The organism is Candidatus Moraniibacteriota bacterium, assembly GCA_035390125.1.
Classification (GTDB): Bacteria; Patescibacteriota; Minisyncoccia; order Moranbacterales; family GWC2-37-73; genus DAOOTD01.
Genome location: DAOOTD010000002.1, coordinates 203,103 through 219,249, shown reverse-complemented (window position 1 = coordinate 219,249; position 16,147 = coordinate 203,103). Strand labels below are relative to the sequence as shown.

General features: G+C 35.2%; 19 protein-coding genes and 1 tRNA gene. 2 read left to right on the top strand and 18 right to left on the bottom strand.

The features are described 5' to 3' along the window. Positions 1 to 17 precede the first annotated feature (17 nt). Positions 18 to 806 (bottom strand): ParA family protein, encoded by a 789-nt coding sequence (locus PLR68_03000; protein HOW60687.1) that lies wholly within the window; start codon positions 804 to 806, stop codon positions 18 to 20. 72 nt (positions 807 to 878) lie between these two features. Between PLR68_03000 and PLR68_02995 the strand changes: the two genes are divergently transcribed. Continuing rightward, positions 879 to 960, top strand: a tRNA-Leu gene (locus PLR68_02995). 45 nt (positions 961 to 1,005) lie between these two features. On the opposite strand, the gene PLR68_02990 is transcribed toward PLR68_02995, so the two are convergent. The 14 genes from PLR68_02990 to PLR68_02925 form a co-directional block, all read right to left on the bottom strand. Next, positions 1,006 to 1,449, bottom strand: coding sequence for a hypothetical protein (locus tag PLR68_02990; protein ID HOW60686.1), 444 nt, complete (start codon positions 1,447 to 1,449; stop codon positions 1,006 to 1,008). 26 nt (positions 1,450 to 1,475) lie between these two features. Further along, the gene (gene atpC / locus PLR68_02985) at positions 1,476 to 1,910 is read right to left on the bottom strand and encodes an ATP synthase F1 subunit epsilon (GenBank protein ID HOW60685.1); all 435 of its coding nucleotides are present in this window, start codon (positions 1,908 to 1,910) and stop codon (positions 1,476 to 1,478) included. 9 nt (positions 1,911 to 1,919) lie between these two features. Next, positions 1,920 to 3,293, bottom strand: coding sequence for a F0F1 ATP synthase subunit beta (gene atpD, locus PLR68_02980; protein ID HOW60684.1), 1,374 nt, complete (start codon positions 3,291 to 3,293; stop codon positions 1,920 to 1,922). Between the two features lie 38 nt (positions 3,294 to 3,331). After that, complete coding sequence (gene atpG / locus PLR68_02975; protein HOW60683.1) at positions 3,332 to 4,291, bottom strand: ATP synthase F1 subunit gamma; 960 nt, start codon at positions 4,289 to 4,291, stop codon at positions 3,332 to 3,334. A 9-nt stretch (positions 4,292 to 4,300) separates the two neighbouring features. Next, entirely contained in the window at positions 4,301 to 5,800 is a 1,500-nt protein-coding gene (atpA, locus tag PLR68_02970) for a F0F1 ATP synthase subunit alpha (protein HOW60682.1), read from the bottom strand. 22 nt (positions 5,801 to 5,822) lie between these two features. After that, a complete protein-coding gene (gene atpH / locus PLR68_02965) occupies positions 5,823 to 6,224 on the bottom strand; it encodes an ATP synthase F1 subunit delta (protein ID HOW60681.1) in 402 nt (133 codons plus the stop codon). Between the two features lies 1 nt (position 6,225). Next, the gene (gene atpF, locus PLR68_02960; protein HOW60680.1) at positions 6,226 to 6,711 is read right to left on the bottom strand and encodes a F0F1 ATP synthase subunit B; all 486 of its coding nucleotides are present in this window, start codon (positions 6,709 to 6,711) and stop codon (positions 6,226 to 6,228) included. A gap of 65 nt (positions 6,712 to 6,776) precedes the next feature. Further along, entirely contained in the window at positions 6,777 to 7,004 is a 228-nt protein-coding gene (gene atpE / locus PLR68_02955; protein ID HOW60679.1) for an ATP synthase F0 subunit C, read from the bottom strand. 84 nt (positions 7,005 to 7,088) lie between these two features. Beyond that, positions 7,089 to 7,844, bottom strand: coding sequence for a F0F1 ATP synthase subunit A (atpB, locus tag PLR68_02950; GenBank protein HOW60678.1), 756 nt, complete (start codon positions 7,842 to 7,844; stop codon positions 7,089 to 7,091). A gap of 7 nt (positions 7,845 to 7,851) precedes the next feature. Beyond that, the gene (locus PLR68_02945) at positions 7,852 to 8,115 is read right to left on the bottom strand and encodes an AtpZ/AtpI family protein (protein HOW60677.1); all 264 of its coding nucleotides are present in this window, start codon (positions 8,113 to 8,115) and stop codon (positions 7,852 to 7,854) included. A 90-nt stretch (positions 8,116 to 8,205) separates the two neighbouring features. Next, positions 8,206 to 9,039 (bottom strand): TatD family hydrolase, encoded by an 834-nt coding sequence (locus PLR68_02940; protein ID HOW60676.1) that lies wholly within the window; start codon positions 9,037 to 9,039, stop codon positions 8,206 to 8,208. Between the two features lie 7 nt (positions 9,040 to 9,046). Then, positions 9,047 to 9,433, bottom strand: a complete 387-nt coding sequence (locus PLR68_02935) for a hypothetical protein (GenBank protein ID HOW60675.1) — start codon at positions 9,431 to 9,433, stop codon at positions 9,047 to 9,049. Positions 9,434 to 9,502: 69 nt separating this feature from the next. After that, positions 9,503 to 10,918 carry a methionine--tRNA ligase gene (gene metG / locus PLR68_02930; GenBank protein ID HOW60674.1) on the bottom strand — a complete coding sequence of 472 codons (1,416 nt, stop codon included), beginning with the start codon at positions 10,916 to 10,918 and terminating at the stop codon, positions 9,503 to 9,505. A gap of 6 nt (positions 10,919 to 10,924) precedes the next feature. Continuing rightward, positions 10,925 to 12,223 carry a lytic murein transglycosylase gene (locus tag PLR68_02925; protein HOW60673.1) on the bottom strand — a complete coding sequence of 433 codons (1,299 nt, stop codon included), beginning with the start codon at positions 12,221 to 12,223 and terminating at the stop codon, positions 10,925 to 10,927. Between the two features lie 84 nt (positions 12,224 to 12,307). Between PLR68_02925 and obgE the strand changes: the two genes are divergently transcribed. Continuing rightward, positions 12,308 to 13,270, top strand: a complete 963-nt coding sequence (gene obgE / locus PLR68_02920) for a GTPase ObgE (protein HOW60672.1) — start codon at positions 12,308 to 12,310, stop codon at positions 13,268 to 13,270. Positions 13,271 to 13,377: 107 nt separating this feature from the next. Here the strand turns inward: obgE and PLR68_02915 are convergent, their stop codons facing one another. From PLR68_02915 to PLR68_02905, 3 genes are all read right to left on the bottom strand, one after another. Then, positions 13,378 to 14,565 (bottom strand): hypothetical protein, encoded by a 1,188-nt coding sequence (locus PLR68_02915; protein HOW60671.1) that lies wholly within the window; start codon positions 14,563 to 14,565, stop codon positions 13,378 to 13,380. A gap of 130 nt (positions 14,566 to 14,695) precedes the next feature. Beyond that, entirely contained in the window at positions 14,696 to 15,058 is a 363-nt protein-coding gene (locus tag PLR68_02910) for a phage holin family protein (GenBank protein HOW60670.1), read from the bottom strand. After that, complete coding sequence (locus tag PLR68_02905) at positions 15,055 to 16,053, bottom strand: tRNA-dihydrouridine synthase (GenBank protein HOW60669.1); 999 nt, start codon at positions 16,051 to 16,053, stop codon at positions 15,055 to 15,057. The genes PLR68_02910 and PLR68_02905 overlap by 4 nt, the downstream gene beginning before the upstream one ends. Positions 16,054 to 16,147 lie beyond the last annotated feature (94 nt).

Here is a 16,147-nt window from a genome sequence, read left to right as displayed (position 1 = left end):
TTTTCTAAATTTTATATTTATATTGTAAATTTTTTGCTATTTTTTTCTTCTTTTTCTAAAATTTCTTTGACTAAATTTTTATAAGATCTCGCCCCCTTTGAAAGACTGTCGAAATTCAAAATTGATTTTCCATAACTTGGAGCTTCAGCTAACCTGACGCTCCTTGGGATTACACTATCGAAAACATGCCCTGGAAAATGATTGCGCATTTCTCTAACAACTTGCTTAGCTAAACGATTGCGCTTGTCATACATGGTAAGCACAGCACCCATTATCTTTAGATTTGGTTGCAAATGTTTTTGTACCAATTCAATTGTCTGCAATAACTGACTTAAACCTTCCAAGGCATAGTATTCCGTTTGAACTGGAATTAAAATTTCATCACTTGCAACAAGTCCGTTAATTGTAAGCAATCCTAGGCTTGGCGGACTATCAATAATAATATAATCATAATCAGTGCGAATCTGTCTAAGAACATCATAGAGCTTGAATTCCCTATTATCAAAATTTACTAATTCAATACCTGCACCTGCTAGATCCTGAGAGGATGGCAAGATATCGTGTCCAGAACCTTCTGCTTTTATAATTATATTCCTTGGATGTTCTCCGCCAACCAGAGAATTATATAAACCTTTATTAAGATTGCGTACATCAATACCTAGGCCTGATGAAGCATTTCCTTGAGGGTCAAGATCGACCAAAAGTACCAGTTTTCCAGCACTTGCTAGGTAAGTTGCGATATTGATCGCTGTCGTGGTTTTTCCTACTCCGCCCTTTTGATTTATGAGTGAAATTATTTTAGCCATAACCTAATATTATCACATTGACAAATGACTTTCAAATATCTATCATTAAGAAGTTATTATGGCTTAAATAATGCCCGAGTGGTGAAATTGGTATACACGCACGACTCAAAATCGTGTGGCGCAAGCCATGAGAGTTCGAGTCTCTCTTCGGGCACAAAATCCCTAATTTAAATAGGGATTTTATGTTTGAATAATTTTTTTATTTTACTATTATAAATTCAATATTTTCTTTTTCGCTGTCCAATGCAGCATATACTAAAAATATTTCTTTATCTGCATATTTGCTAACTAATTTTTCCTTGGCTTTTTGGAGCTCAGATATATGGAATTCTTGTTCAGCATCAGCATTGCCTGCAAATTTTTTTGACCCGCCATAGGCGCCACAGTCTTCGTGATTGATAATAATAATTTTATTTACATGATGCAGCTCAACCGGCACGTTGATACATTGTGAAACAATGTCTCCTTCCTGGCTTTCATTGATGGCTTTAGCTGATCCAGGTAGTGAGGGAAAATCAAAACTTTTAATATTTAGCTCTTTTTCAATAAATTCAGCAGTTTCTTTCCAGAACCTGAAATCTATGCATGATAAAACCACTGCTTCACAATGGTGTGTATTTTTAAATTTAAATAGTGTTTTCATATTTTTTAAAAAAATATTTTATAAGTTTAGTTAATTTTCATTCCTTGCCTGCTACGATGTTTTTTAGCAACCTTGACACGTGCCAGTTCTTTTTCAATTAAAGATGCTATTCGTGCATATTCAATTTCGCTCATAGCAACTTTTTCTTTCTTAAGTTCTTCTGCTCTTTTTCTGGCCGTTTCTTCAGCGCGCTGGAGATCTATTTCTGAAGCGCGTTCAGCCGTATCGGCTAATACAACAAGTGTATTTTTATTAAATTCAATAAAACCTCCTGAAGTTGCCAGAAATTTTTCATTTTTTCCCATTTTTAGCCTTATTTCTCCGGGTTTAAGAGAAGCTATATAGCTACGATGATTGGGAAGAATTGTAATCTCTCCATCAGACACTGGCATTGTTGCTTGGTCAACTTCATCTTCATAGACAATTTTCTCTGGAGTTATAATTTTAAAATTTATTTTCATATTAGTAAATTATTGCTTTTTGACTTCAGCTATATCTCCTTTCATATAAAAATCCTGCTCAGGAATATCATCCAGCTCTCCGCTTAAAATCATTTTAAATCCTTTAATAGTATCTGATAATTTTACATATTTCCCACTGGCACCAGTGAATTGTTCGGCCACAAAGAATGGTTGTGAAAGATATTTCTGTATTTTTCTGGCCCGAGTAACCATAATTTTATCTTCATCAGAAAGTTCTTCCATGCCTAAGATTGCAATAATATCCTGTAAATCTTTGTATCTTTGCAAAACTCTCTGTACTCCGCGAGCCACATCATAATGTTCCTGCCCAACTATGTTTGGATCTAATATTGTTGAACTTGAATCAAGAGGATCAACTGCTGGATAAATTCCAAGTTCAGTGAGACCTCTTGAAAGTACAACTGTCGAATCTAAATGACCAAAAGTCGTTGCTGGTGCTGGATCCGTTAGGTCATCAGCTGGAACATAAACTGCCTGCACAGATGTAATTGATCCATTTTTAGTGGAAGTAATTCTTTCTTGAAGTTTTCCCATTTCTTCTGCCAGTGTTGGCTGATATCCTACAGCTGAAGGAATTCTTCCTAAAAGAGCTGAGACTTCGCTACCAGCTTGTGTAAAACGGAAAATATTATCAATAAACAAAAGAACATCTTTATTTTCTTTATCCCGGAAATATTCGGCCATAGTCAGAGCCGAAAGTGCAACTCTCTGACGAGCTCCTGGTGGTTCATTCATTTGGCCAAACACTAAAGTTGTTTTATTAAGTACACCCGAATCTTTCATTTCATGATAAAGATCATTGCCCTCGCGTGTTCTTTCTCCAACTCCGGCAAAAACTGAAAATCCTCCGTGTTCCTGGGCAATATTGCGGATAAGTTCCTGAATTACAACTGTTTTCCCTACACCAGCGCCTCCAAACAATCCAACTTTTCCACCTTTTACAAATGGACAAATTAAATCAATAACCTTTATGCCGGTTTCAAAAATTTGCGCTTCCGTAGTCTGCTCAGAAAATTTAGGAGCATCACGATGAATTGGAGAAGATTGTTTCTTTTTGATATTTTCTTTTCCATCAATCGCTTCTCCGAGCAAATTAAACATTCGCCCCAATGTTTCTTGCCCAACCGGAACTTGAATCGGTGCGCCAGTTGCGGTTACTTCCATGCCTCTTTTAAGACCCTCCGTCGCACCCATAGCCACAGCACGGACTTTGTTGCCACCCAAATGCTGAGCAGTTTCTAACACTAATTTGCTATCTTTACTAAGAGTTATTTCCAACGAGTCATAAATTGCCGGAATTTCTCCAGAGAATTCCACATCCACTACTGGCCCAATTATTTGATTGATTTTTCCTTTATTCATAATATAAAAAATTAAAATTATTTATAGCAAAAAATAAATTACTCTAACGCCGCTCTTCCTGCGCTGATCTCCGCTATTTCCTGTGTAATCTTTCCTTGTCTTATCTGATTGTATGCTAAAGTCAGATCTTCAGACATTTCTGCCGCCGCATCACTAGCATTCCTCATGGCCATCATCCGCGCGCTTTGTTCTGAAGCTTGTGATTCCAAAATTGCATGAAAAAGCTGCATTTCAATAAGGCGTGGCAATATAAACTCCAGAACTTCCCTGGGACTTGGTTCAATTTTATATTCCAAAATTGGTTCTTCTAAGCCATACTCTTTGGCTAGCACATCCATTTCCGCGATTTGTTTTTCTATATCAACTTTAGAAATAGGCAACACCTGACGTATGCACGTCCTTTGTATAATTGTAGAAACATAATCAGTATAAACCACAACTATTTTGTCATACTTTTTCGCCAAATAATCATTAGCTACGATTTTAAAAAGAGGTTCTATGTCTCCAACCTTAGCAAAAGCTCCTGCGTCAGTGAAAGAAGCAATTATATCCCTGCGCAATTTGCGTACTATATTCTCTCCTTTCTTTCCGACGGTTATAAAATCAATTTTTAAATCTTCATTTTTGATTATTGACTCTATTTTTCTATTTCCAAACCTGTTAATCTTCAACCTCTCTGGATTTGAAATTTCTTCTTTTATTTTTTTAGATATTTGCGTATTAAAAGATCCGCATAGACCTCTATCAGAAGCAATAACCACCATTAATATGCTTCTTACTTCACGTACATCCAAAAACCCTTTTGTATTGGAAGATTCAAAAGCTCTAGCTAAATTGGTCAGAACACTCCAAGCAGCATGCGCATAGGGTCTGACATTAAGCACGCTAGCCACAGACCTACGCATTTTGGCAGCAGAAACCATCTCCATGGCACGGGTTATTTTCCTTGTAGAATTTATTGATTTTATTCGACGTCTTATGTCTTTTGAGCTAGGCATTTTATTGTATTATTGATAGATTTCTTTAAATTCTTTAATCGTTTTCTCAAGCGCATTTATAACTTCCTCTGTTAATTCTTTTTTATCTTCAATTAATTTGATTAAATTTTTAGCCTGCGCATCTAAATACTTATGGAAACCATTTTCCCATTCTTTTACTTTTTCGACAGCCACATCATCTAAAAATCCATTAGTCAACGCATACAAAATTGCAACCTGGTGTTCGACAGCCATCGGTTCATATTGCCCTTGTTTAACAATTTCGATTGTTCTTAATCCTCTTTCGATTTGTGCTTTTGTTTTTTCATCGAGATCGGATCCAAATTGGGCAAAAGCTTCTAGCTCTCTGAATTGCGCCAAATCCAATCTCAATTTTCCAGCTACTTTTTTCATAGCTTTAATCTGCGCAGATGAACCAACACGTGAAACTGAAATTCCTATGTTAAGTGCCGGCCTTACACCTTTATAAAACAGATCTGATTCCAAAAAAATCTGCCCGTCAGTAATGGAAATAACATTGGTCGGAATATAGGCTGAAACATCCCCAGCCTGCGTTTCAATAATAGGCAGCGCTGTCAAGCTTCCTCCGCCAAAATCATCATTAAGTTTCGCACTTCTTTCCAGGAGACGTGAATGCAGATAAAAAACATCACCAGGATAAGCTTCACGTCCCGGCGGACGTTTTAAGATAAGAGAAACTTGTCGATAAGCCCAAGCGTGCCTAGAAAGATCATCAAAAATTATCAGCACATCCTCACCTTTATCCATAAAATATTCTCCCAATGCGCACCCCGAGTAAGGAGCAATATAAGAAAGCGCTGCACTGTCTGATGCACCAGCTATAATAACTGTGGTATATTCCATAGCACCTCTTTTTTCAAGCTCACCAACAATCCTGGCAATTTTTGATTCTTTTTGACCAATCGCAACATAAATACATTTCATATTGTGCCCCTTTTGGTTGATAATAGTATCAATAGCAATGGCTGTTTTTCCGGTCTGGCGATCACCGATAATAAGTTCGCGTTGTCCACGTCCAATAGGAATCATAGCGTCAATGGCTTTTATTCCCGTCTGAACAGGCTGATTGACTGATTTTCTGGTTATAACTCCGGGAGCAATTTTTTCAACTGGATAATATTTTTCAGCCCTGATATCGCCCTTACCATCCATGGGCATCCCCAGAGAATTAATAACACGACCAACCATAAAATCGGAAACAGGAATAGAAAGTACTTTGCCAGTAGCCCTTACTTCATCCCCCTCTTTAATTCCAGAGAAGCTTCCTAAAATCATGACACCTACATAGTCTTCTTCAAGATTAAGAGCCACACCGATTTCTCCATTGGGAAATTCAACCATTTCTGAAGCCATGATATCGCTAAGCCCTGAAATGCGGGCGACTCCGTCACTAACTTCGATAACTTTACCGGTTTTTTCAATTTGCATTTCGACCTTAAAATTTTCTATCTGCTTTTTAAGTTGTTCTACAATAAAATCTTTATTCATATTATTTATAATGAAATGAAAATTAATTACTCAATACTTTTTTAATTTTTTTCAATTTGCTGGATACACTTCCGTCTAAAATTTCGTCTCCTATTTTTATAATTATTCCTCCTTTTATTTTTTCATCGATAGTGTTTTTAATGATAACTTTTTTTGCTTTGCATTTATTTTTTATAAAATCCTCAATATCTTTCAATTCTTTGCCCAGAATTCCAAACTTCGTGGTGACGCTTACTTCCACGATTCCATGTTCTGAATTATAAAATTCAGAGAATTTTTCAATTATTTTTTGTATATTTTTAAATTGTCCCTCTTTTTTCAGAATTTCAGCAAAATGCGCAACAATACCGCTGATTTCTTTTTCAGTTTTATCTGCTGTAATCTCCGATAATGTTTTAGCATATTGCTGAATTGTAGCTTTCATTTTATTTTAGTGCCTTTTCTATTAAATTCTTATCCTTTTCATAATTCATTTTCTCATCAATAATTTTCTCTGTCGCAGCCACAACTAGTTCTGCCGCCTGTTTTTTTATTTCCTGGAACATTAGTGTCCTTTCTGATTCAATTTTTCTGTTCGAATCGGCTATAATTTTCTCTGATTGTTCTTTAGCAGAAGCAATTATTTCCTCTTTATTTTTTATGGCTATTTCTTCTGCTTTAGCTACAATTTCTTGAGCTTGTTTTTTAGCTTTAATCAAAATTTCTTTTTCCTTTCCAGAGATTTCAGACAGTTTTTTTTGTGCATCTTCAGCATCTTTCAAGCCTCTTTCAATTTTTTTGGTTCTTTCATCAAGCAATTTTAATACTGGGCCATAAGCAAATTTATACAATACAAATAACAATATTAAAAAATTAACAATTTGCGCAATAAGCAGTTTGGCGTTAATTCCGAGATTATTTAACAGTTCCATATTTTTATAATTATTAGTTGATAGTTTACAGCCCGCAATATTACGAGCTGCTGACTATAAACCAATTAAACAAATTTAATAATGAGAGCCACAACCAGTGCATAAATAGCTATAGCTTCTGTAAAGGCTATAGCCAGAATCATGGCTGTCTGAACCTTTGAGGTAGCTTCCGGATTGCGCCCAATTGACTCCATAGCTTTTGAAGCTAAAAGTCCGATTCCAATGCCAGGTCCAATTGCTCCCAGCCCGATTGCGAGAGCAGCACCCAATGATTTCATTGCTTCTGCATCCATACTTTTTATTCGTGCATCATCTTTTCTTTCTCTCTTATGGGAGAAAAGATAAAGCTCGATTATAAATTAAAAAATTAACCAATTTTAGTGTGCCACTTCTGTCACTGCCATTTTCAGAAAGACCAATGTCAACATTGCAAAAACCAGTGCCTGGATAAATCCGACAAATAATTCCAAAAATAAAAAAGGAAGTGGTACAAAATATGGAACCAGATTTAGCATCACAATAAGCAACACCTCTCCAGCAAAAATATTTCCGAATAAACGAAAAGAGAATGAAATTATTTTTGCAATTTCACTGATAAGTTCCAAACCTCCGACAAATGTTCCTATAAAATATGGCTTATGGAATGGGTTTACAAAAAACTTTCCTGCATATTTAGCAGCACCAATAGCAGCAATACCCATGAATTGAATGGTAAAAACGGAAATAAGAGCTATAGCTAGAGTAACATTAAGATCAGCTGAAGTACTGCGGATAAATGGAACTAAAACTGTTTCTCCATGTTTGTTAATTTCATTTATTCCAATAGTTCCAAGTCCAGGAATTATCTCTATCCAATTAGATAAGATGATAAATATAAAAATCGTAGTGACAATTGGAAAAAATTTTTTTGTCTGTTCTCTGTTTTGTGTCACACTGTCTACCAAGTCTAAAATAGCCTCGACTATATATTCAAAAACATTTTGAAAACCACGCGGAATAAGCTTAAGCTTATTCCGTAAAACAAGCGAGGTAATTATAATCAGCGTACTAAGCAAAAAAGTCATCACTAGTGTGTTAGTAATCGGGAAACTGCCAATGTGAAAGAGTGATTCTGCTGATAATGAAATCTCCATTATTTTTTTATTCTTTTTTATTATCTTTTAAGTCTTTATTTGAGGATTCTTGATCATTGATTATCGCCATCAATTTCTGATAAACGATGTAGAACGTAACTATAATTGAAATAAACAATCCTGCTAAAAGCAACCACGGAGATGTTTCAAGTTTTTTATCCAATATTCTTCCTCCCAGAGTAAAAACTGCAAGTGGGATAGAAATTGAATATCCCAACTCCCATGCGAAACCAATTGCAGACCATGAATCTTGTTTCTTACTTTTTTCCATAAAAAACAACGGCCTTTAGCCGGTTTATTTGATCAACCATTAGTATCTATTATCTCTCAAAAGCCCAGTAAAGTCAAGCATAAAAAATTTTTATATACCAAGCAAATCCTTAGAGTTTTTGGTCGTTATTTCTGCCACTTCCTCAACAGAAATTTCCTTTACTACAGCTATTTTTTCAGCCACAATTTTCACAAAAACCGGTTCGTTGCGTTTTTCTCTTTCGAGCGGACGCGGAGTCAGATATGGGCAATCAGTCTCAATAACAATATTCTTTAGATCTATTTCTTTTATCAATCGATCATAACCTTCACCATACGTGACAATTCCATTGAGACCGATTTTATATCCAAGTTCAATAAATTTATTAGCTGTTTTATAACTCCCGATAAAACTATGCAATATACCTTTCTTTTTTACTGGATGTTTTTCCAAAATTTCCAACAGATCATCATATGCATCCCAACAATGCAACATAACTGGCTTACCAACTGAATTGGCAAGTTCGATAAATTTTATAAAAACTTCTTTCTGTTTATTTTTCAAAAATTCAACATCATCTCCCTCTGTAAAATGATGGTAATCTAAACCGATTTCACCTATAGCCACAACTTTTTCGTTTCTAGCTAATTCTAAATATTTTTCTGCATCATAATCCTCGCCATTGGCTTCTATTTCTATAGTTGAATCCAATTCATCGGAGTCTATATGAACTGTTTTTTTATTAAGATGAATTGGATGAATTCCAACGGCTGCATATACTCCCTTCAGTTTGTGTGCATATTTAACTGCACGCTGACTGGTCGAATACTGCGAACCGACATTAACAACAAGCACTCCTTTGTTGAGTGCTTCTTTCAGAACTTCTTCGCCATCATTTTTATAGGCATTGAAGTTTACATGCGCATGACTATCAATAAACTGCATAATTTATCTATCTTATTTTGTTTAAGTTTCCATTTAATACAATTGGTTTCATAGCCATAATTTCGTCCTTATATGATAAATCAGGAATGTCTTGCAAAATAAATATCTTTTTTCCTAAGGCGTGTGCAAATCCCATTTCCAGAAAAGAACTTCCGCTAATATAATTTTCACGACCCTTTTTTAGCGAATTATTAACCACTAAAAGCGCGTCGCATTTTTTCAGTTTATCAAAAAAAGATGTCCTGTTTTTAGTTCTTTTTTTTTCATTTATTTCCTCTAGCTGATCCAAATATTCAAAAGTAGGAATGACTTTATGTTTACGCTCCTCTAACAATTCCTGCATCTCTATTATGTCTGGCAACATATAAATATTGCCACTAATTGCTATCTTCATATTATTTATACAGGTTAAATTTTATCTATTGCCATATAATACAAACAATATGAATTCTTATTTCTTAAACTACTTTATTCTTTGGAAAAGAGGCTCAACCTGCTTTGTTTCCAATGCTTTTTTGATTTTTTCTGATGTTTCAGGCAAAAAAGGCGCTAGAAATTGAGATATGAGATGAAGATCTGAGATTAATTTTTCCATAACTTCTTTAAACTTATTCTCGTCATTTTTAGAAAGTTCCCATGGTTTATTATCTTCAATATATTTATTATCTTCTTTTACAATATCCCATATATATTCCAACGCCTTATTTATCTCTAAATTTTTTAAGAAATTAGATATTTTTTCATTAGGACTTGATCTGAAATCTGAAATTTTAAATTTAAAATTTTTAGCAAGTTTTATAACTCGTGAAGTTAGATTGCCTAGTCCATTTGCCAAATCAGCATTATATTTTTCTACCATCCAGCCCCAATTAATATCCACATCATCCCCAAAGCTATTAAGGATAAGCAAAAGATAGCGCGTGCCATCGACATCGAATTTTTCAACCATTTCATAGGGTGAAATAACATTTCCTAATGACTTGGACATTTTTTGCCCATTACTGGTTATGAAACTGTTTATAAAAATCTGCTTGGACGGAGGCAGTTTATTTGACAAAAGCATCGCCTGCCACATAGCTGACTGCTGGCGAATGTTGTCCTTGCCGGCTACTTGAATTCCCGGCCACCAAGAATTAAATTTCTCCAGATCATCTGGCCAACCAATAGCCGAAATATAGTTAACTAGAGCGTCAAACCAGACATAAATTACATGGTTTTCATCGCCTGGAACTGGTACACCCCAAGGCATCTTTTCTTTTATCCTGGAAATACTGAAGTCCATGAGACCCATCTCTACAAATTTTTTAATTTCATTAAAACGATGTTTTGGCACTACAAATTCAGGATTTATTTCATATAAATCCAACAATTCTTTCTGAAAAGCTGAAAATTTAAAGAAATAATTTTCCTCCTCTACAATTTGAATTTTTCTGTCAGGATGCAATGGACAGCAATCGTCAATAAGCTCTGAATCTGTCTTCTCCATCTCACAACCTATGCAATATTTAGTCTTGTAATTTTTCTTGTAAATATAACCATTGGCATCAGCCTGTTTCCAGAATTTCTGGGCTGCCTGAATATGATGTTCATCGGTTGTACGAATAAAATTATCGAAGCTTAAATTTAAAATATTTTTCAATTCTTTGAATTTTTCTACCTGTTGATCGCAATAGGCCTGCGTATCAATGCCTAGCTCCTTGGCACGCTCATAAATTTTAGCCCCATGTTCATCTGTCCCGATATTGAAAAAAACTTCATGGCCTGAAAGTCTTTGAAATCTTGCCCAGGCATCTGCCCTAACCACCTCCCAAGCATAACCAATATGAGGCTGAGCATTAACGTATGGTAAAGTAGTTGTTATGTAAAGTTTATTATTCATAACTCATTAATTAAAAAGCCGCTTGTAATTCTTAGACCAATAAACTATGCCATTGTAATAATTTGCATAGAATGTTCCCAGATAATTGATTGAAGCTTTTTTAATTGCAGTTTTACTGTCTGAAGTTGCTCCAGCTTCCCTCAATTTTATAGCCATAGCCATAACACCGTCAGTTAAATCCCATGGATCCGGCGTTTTATGCCCAGTCTTGGCAGTTATCCTTGATTTATATCCTTGCCACGTGTCAGACATGAATTGTGGGACACCCATAGCTCCTCCTTGTCCGATATAACCACTTGGCGAACAGGAAACTTTTTTACTTTTACTGTATCCTAAATCGTCCACTAAATCATAAAAAAGGTCCCTCCTTTTATAAAGCAATGCAATTGAGTTCTTGTATTTTGATCCGTATTTCTTATACCTTGCAATTGCCACTTTTTCAACTTCTTTATAAGTACACTGTCCCGTATTGGCCCCTAAATTCGTTTCCATTTTCAAAAATCCATAAAGAACCCCCTTTGGAACTCCCGTCTTATCACTAGCATATTCGACCGCTTCTTTAATGTCTTTAGCGTTGAATGATTTTCCGGTTAAAACATTTAAATCGCTTTCCAATTCTGCTAATTTCGCCTGTAATTCTTCAATTGTTGCTTCTTTTTCTGCTACATCTGATGCAGCTTCTGCTTTATCTGCAAGTAAGCCCTGCTTTTCATCAATTCTTTTTTCTAAAACATCCTCATGTTTTTCTTTTATATCGGCTAGCTCAATTTTGTCTTGTTCAACCTGTTTTTTTGTTTCTGAAATTTTATTTGTCATATCCATAATCTTATCTTCAAGAGTCAGGATATTATCAACACTAGAAAACATGCCCGTGAAACTTTCTTCAGATAGAACCACTTCCAGAATAGCCTTATTTTTTATATAATAAATTTTTTGTAAAAAACTTTTCAGTGCTTCTTCACTCAATTTTATCTGATCATTCAAATTTACTATTTCCATTTCCTTACGAGAAATTGTTTCTTTAACTTTATTCAAATCAGACTGGGTCTTATTTATGGCTGATTGAGTTGAATTAACTGCGCCTTGTATTTGTGAAAGTTCCTGTTGGCTTTTTTGCAGGGCTTTTTGTTCTCTTTCGATTTTGTCTTCAATTTCTTCTTTTTCTTCTTCAATATTGGATATACTGTCTGCTGCATAAACAACAATGACTGGAGCCTGCCAAAAAGAAATCTGGGACACTAAAAATACAGGAACTGTTAAAGCCCAGGCCATTATTAAAGCCAATTTTTTTGTTTTTTTATTCATCTTCCCTTATTTTAGCACAGAAAAAGGCATAAGCAAACATAAAGCATTGCCTTTTTTGAGATTTTATTTTATACTTATTCAGTTATGCTGATTGATGACGTAAAAATTGAAATAACTGCCGGGCATGGCGGAAAAGGATGCGCGAGTTTTAACAAGAATCTTATGAGTCTTGGGCCTGCTGGTGGAAGCGGCGGTAATGGAGGAAATATAATTTTCATTGGTGTTTCTGATCTTAATGCGCTTGGCCAGTTCCGCTATAAAAAGCAGCTTAGCGCTCAAAACGGCCGCGATGGCAAGGGCCAGTTTTGCGATGGTCCAGATGGTGAAAATTTAGCCATAAAAGTTCCTATCGGAACTGTTATCCATAATCTAGACACCAAGGAAGATTTAGAAATAACTAAAGTCGGACAAGAAATTTTGGTTGCCAAGGGCGGCAAAGGCGGCCGCGGAAATTTTCTTTTCAGGTCTTCAACCAACACAACTCCGGAAGAATTTGAAGAAGGAAAACTTGGCGAGCATTTCAATTTGCGTCTGGAGCTAAAATTGATTGCCGATGTTGGATTTGTCGGACTTCCCAATGCTGGAAAATCAAGCCTGCTCAATGAGATCACCAATGCCAGCGCCAAAGTCGCCAATTATCAATTCACCACACTTGAACCAAATTTAGGCGTCTACTATGGGCTTATTTTAGCTGATATTCCGGGACTGATTGAAGGAGCTTCTGAGGGCAAGGGCTTAGGCATAAAATTTTTGCGGCACGTTGAACGCACAAAAATTCTTTTTCACTTTTTATCAGTTGAATCTGAAGACCCAATCAAAGATTATAAAACCATAAGAAAAGAATTGGAGAAATACAACCCAATTTTACTTAAAAAACCGGAATATATTTTCATTAGCAAAACCGATATTGTTTCGCCGGAAGAGCTTAAGAAAAAAATTAAGAAGCTGGAAAAAATTTCTTCCAATATTTTGCCAATCTCAATCCATGACTGGGATAGCATCCAAAAAGTCAAAGAATTGCTGAATAAGATTGAGAAGGAAAAATAAAAACACCACTTGATTTATTTAAGCAGTGTTTTTATTTATCTTAATTTGGAAATTGCACAAAATATATCATTCTCACAAAAACAAATAAATTTGCTTTTTAAATCTTTTTAAATTTTTATATCGTAAGATCGGAGCAATGTTTCCATTTTTTCTAGTTCAGAGCTATGCATTTGATAAGTCGGCCCAGTCGTAACATTAGGATCGCGATTATCAATCCGATGCAGTCCAGTTGAAATAAAATTCTTCCATTGACCATCTGTTTTTTCCATAAGAGAAAACTCATTTCCCTCCAAGGAACCCTTTGAATTACGTCTAATAGCATAATATCGAAGTTTGCTATCAGGTCCCTGACATAAAAAAATCTTACTACCCTCAAATTGCTCTGAAGTCATTGGACCCTGCAATACTTTTCCGAATATTTTTTCGGCACTTTCTATATCTTCTGCAGATGGCATTGGTTTTTCTTGTTGCACTTCATTCTTTTTCTTTGATGATCCATCTATCTTTTCCCAGATAGAATTCCTTTCTTCTTCTTTCATCCCACCTTGTTTTCTCCACATCAGCTCTTTTAATTTAAATTTATCTAAGCTACTGATTGTTCCATTTTCAATTTGACCAACTAATTCATTTATTTGATTCATTTCATCATTATGAAGTTGTTTCATTGTTTTTTGGTATGATTCTTGGTCATGATATGCATATTTTAAAAAGGGATTTTCTTGTTGCGCTTCATTCTTATTTTTATCCTCCTCTCCTCCATTTATTTTTTTTCGTATTTCCTCAATTTTTTTAGTAGTATCTTCACTATCTTTCGATTTTAATTCTTCTATAGTTGTAATTTTCTCCCCTGTTTCCTCTTTTTGCGAACCTCCTTCAATTTCTTTCTTTTTTTCTTCAATCTCCTTTAATTGTTTTGCAATCTCTATCATCTCATCGGCAGATTTTGCTTGGTTTAATTGTTCTTTTAAATTTTTGGAAGTCTCTTCGAGCTGATTTATATTTTTAGCTTTTTCAAATTCCTTATTTTCGTCTTCCGCTTCTTCGTACATTGTTTTTTCCGAACCACTTTCCTTTAACTCGCCCCTCTGCATTCTTGCTTGATTTTCAGCCAAAGCTTCATCATAAGCGGCATCATGAAGTTCTTGTTTGTTGCTCTCGATTTCTTTGAGTTTCGTGGCGATTTCTATCATTTCATCGGCAGATTTTGCGTTACCTATCTGTTGCTTTAGATTTGCCTCATCCTCTTGGGTTTTATCATAAGATTCTCTTGAATAATTTCCTTCAATTTTTGACATATGTTTGTTTTTTAAAATTAATAAAAAAAGACGGTCACCCGTCTAAAAAGCTAACAAAATTATAGAAATAGAGCTTATTTTTAGCCTATCTAAGTCGATTATAGCACATATTTCACTAATTGTCCATTTTTTATTCATGATTATGCTTTTTGCTTGGTTCGAAAAAATGAAGAAACGTGTTGACTAACCAAAGCACAAGACTGAAAGCCAACGCCCACCAAAAATCTTGCACGTGAAAACCATCGACAATCCGGCTAGTTAGCAAAACCAGTCCGGCATTAATTACGAAAGTAAATAAGCCTAATGTTAATATTTGAAAAGGTAATGATAATAGGATTAGAATCGGCTTTATTATGGTATTTAAAAATCCCAAAACCACAGCCACTACCAGAGCCACAAAAAAACTTTGAACAAAAATTGCTTCTGTCGGCAACAGATAGGCCGTTATAACAATAGCTACCGCTGACAAAAACCAATGAATGATAATTTTCATATTTTTATATTTATCTTATTTATATTATACAACTTTTTTAAAAAATCTTGCACAACCTTTTCTGTTTGCTTAGCATTCCTGGTTTTCATAAGTTCCATGCGGAGTTCTTTGGCGCCGTCAAAACCCCTAGCATAAGTGGCGTAATGTTTTTTTATTACATCATAGTTTTTTATTCCTTTTAGCTCTTTCTCAAAAATTTTCACATGTTCTATCATAGCCTGTAGCCTTTCTTTGACAGAAATTTTTTCTATTTTTATTTTACGGTTAAAAAACCAAGGATTTCCAAGTATTCTCCGCCCAACCATAATACCGCTAATTTTCGCTTTTCTAGCTTTCAAGATTCCATCTTTAATGCTTTCTACATCACCATTTCCTATAATTATGACTCCGAGCCCCTTGGCAATTTCTGCAGCTTGCGCAATCGCATCCCAATCTGCTTTGCCGGTAAACATTTGCTTTTTTGTCCGTCCATGAACTGTTATTGCCGCCGGTTCTTCGGCCAATAGTTCAGGAAGCCACTTTTTAATTTCATTTTCATTATATCCAATTCGGGTTTTCACGGAAACAGGCAAACTACCAGCTCCTTCTTTGGTAGCACGTATAATTTCTCTGGCTCTTTTCGGATTTTTTATAAGCGCCGCGCCAGCTCCCTGATCTACTATGCTTTTGTCAGGACAACCCATGTTTATATCAATACCATCAAAACCAAGTTTGCGGGCAATTTTTGCGCATTCGCGGAAATTTTCTGGCTTGGCTCCAAAAAATTGGGCGACAAGCGGATGTTCATTTTCAAAAAAACGCAAAGTTTTCATTAATACTTTTCTTCCTTTTTTGTCTACCAACCCATCACAAGCTACGAATTCGGTATACAGAACATCAGGTTTGCCATATTTAACAAGCATCTGCCTTTGGGCAATGTCAGTGATATCATGCATTGGTGCTAATGCAAAAAAAGTTTTTTTTTCTTTCGCTAATTTTTGCCAGAAATTTTTCATATCTTTATGTTACCAAAAAAACAAATAAAGAAGAAATTTTATAGTAAAAAGAGGACTAATGTCCTCTTTCCAAACCTATGACAAATAACTTTGT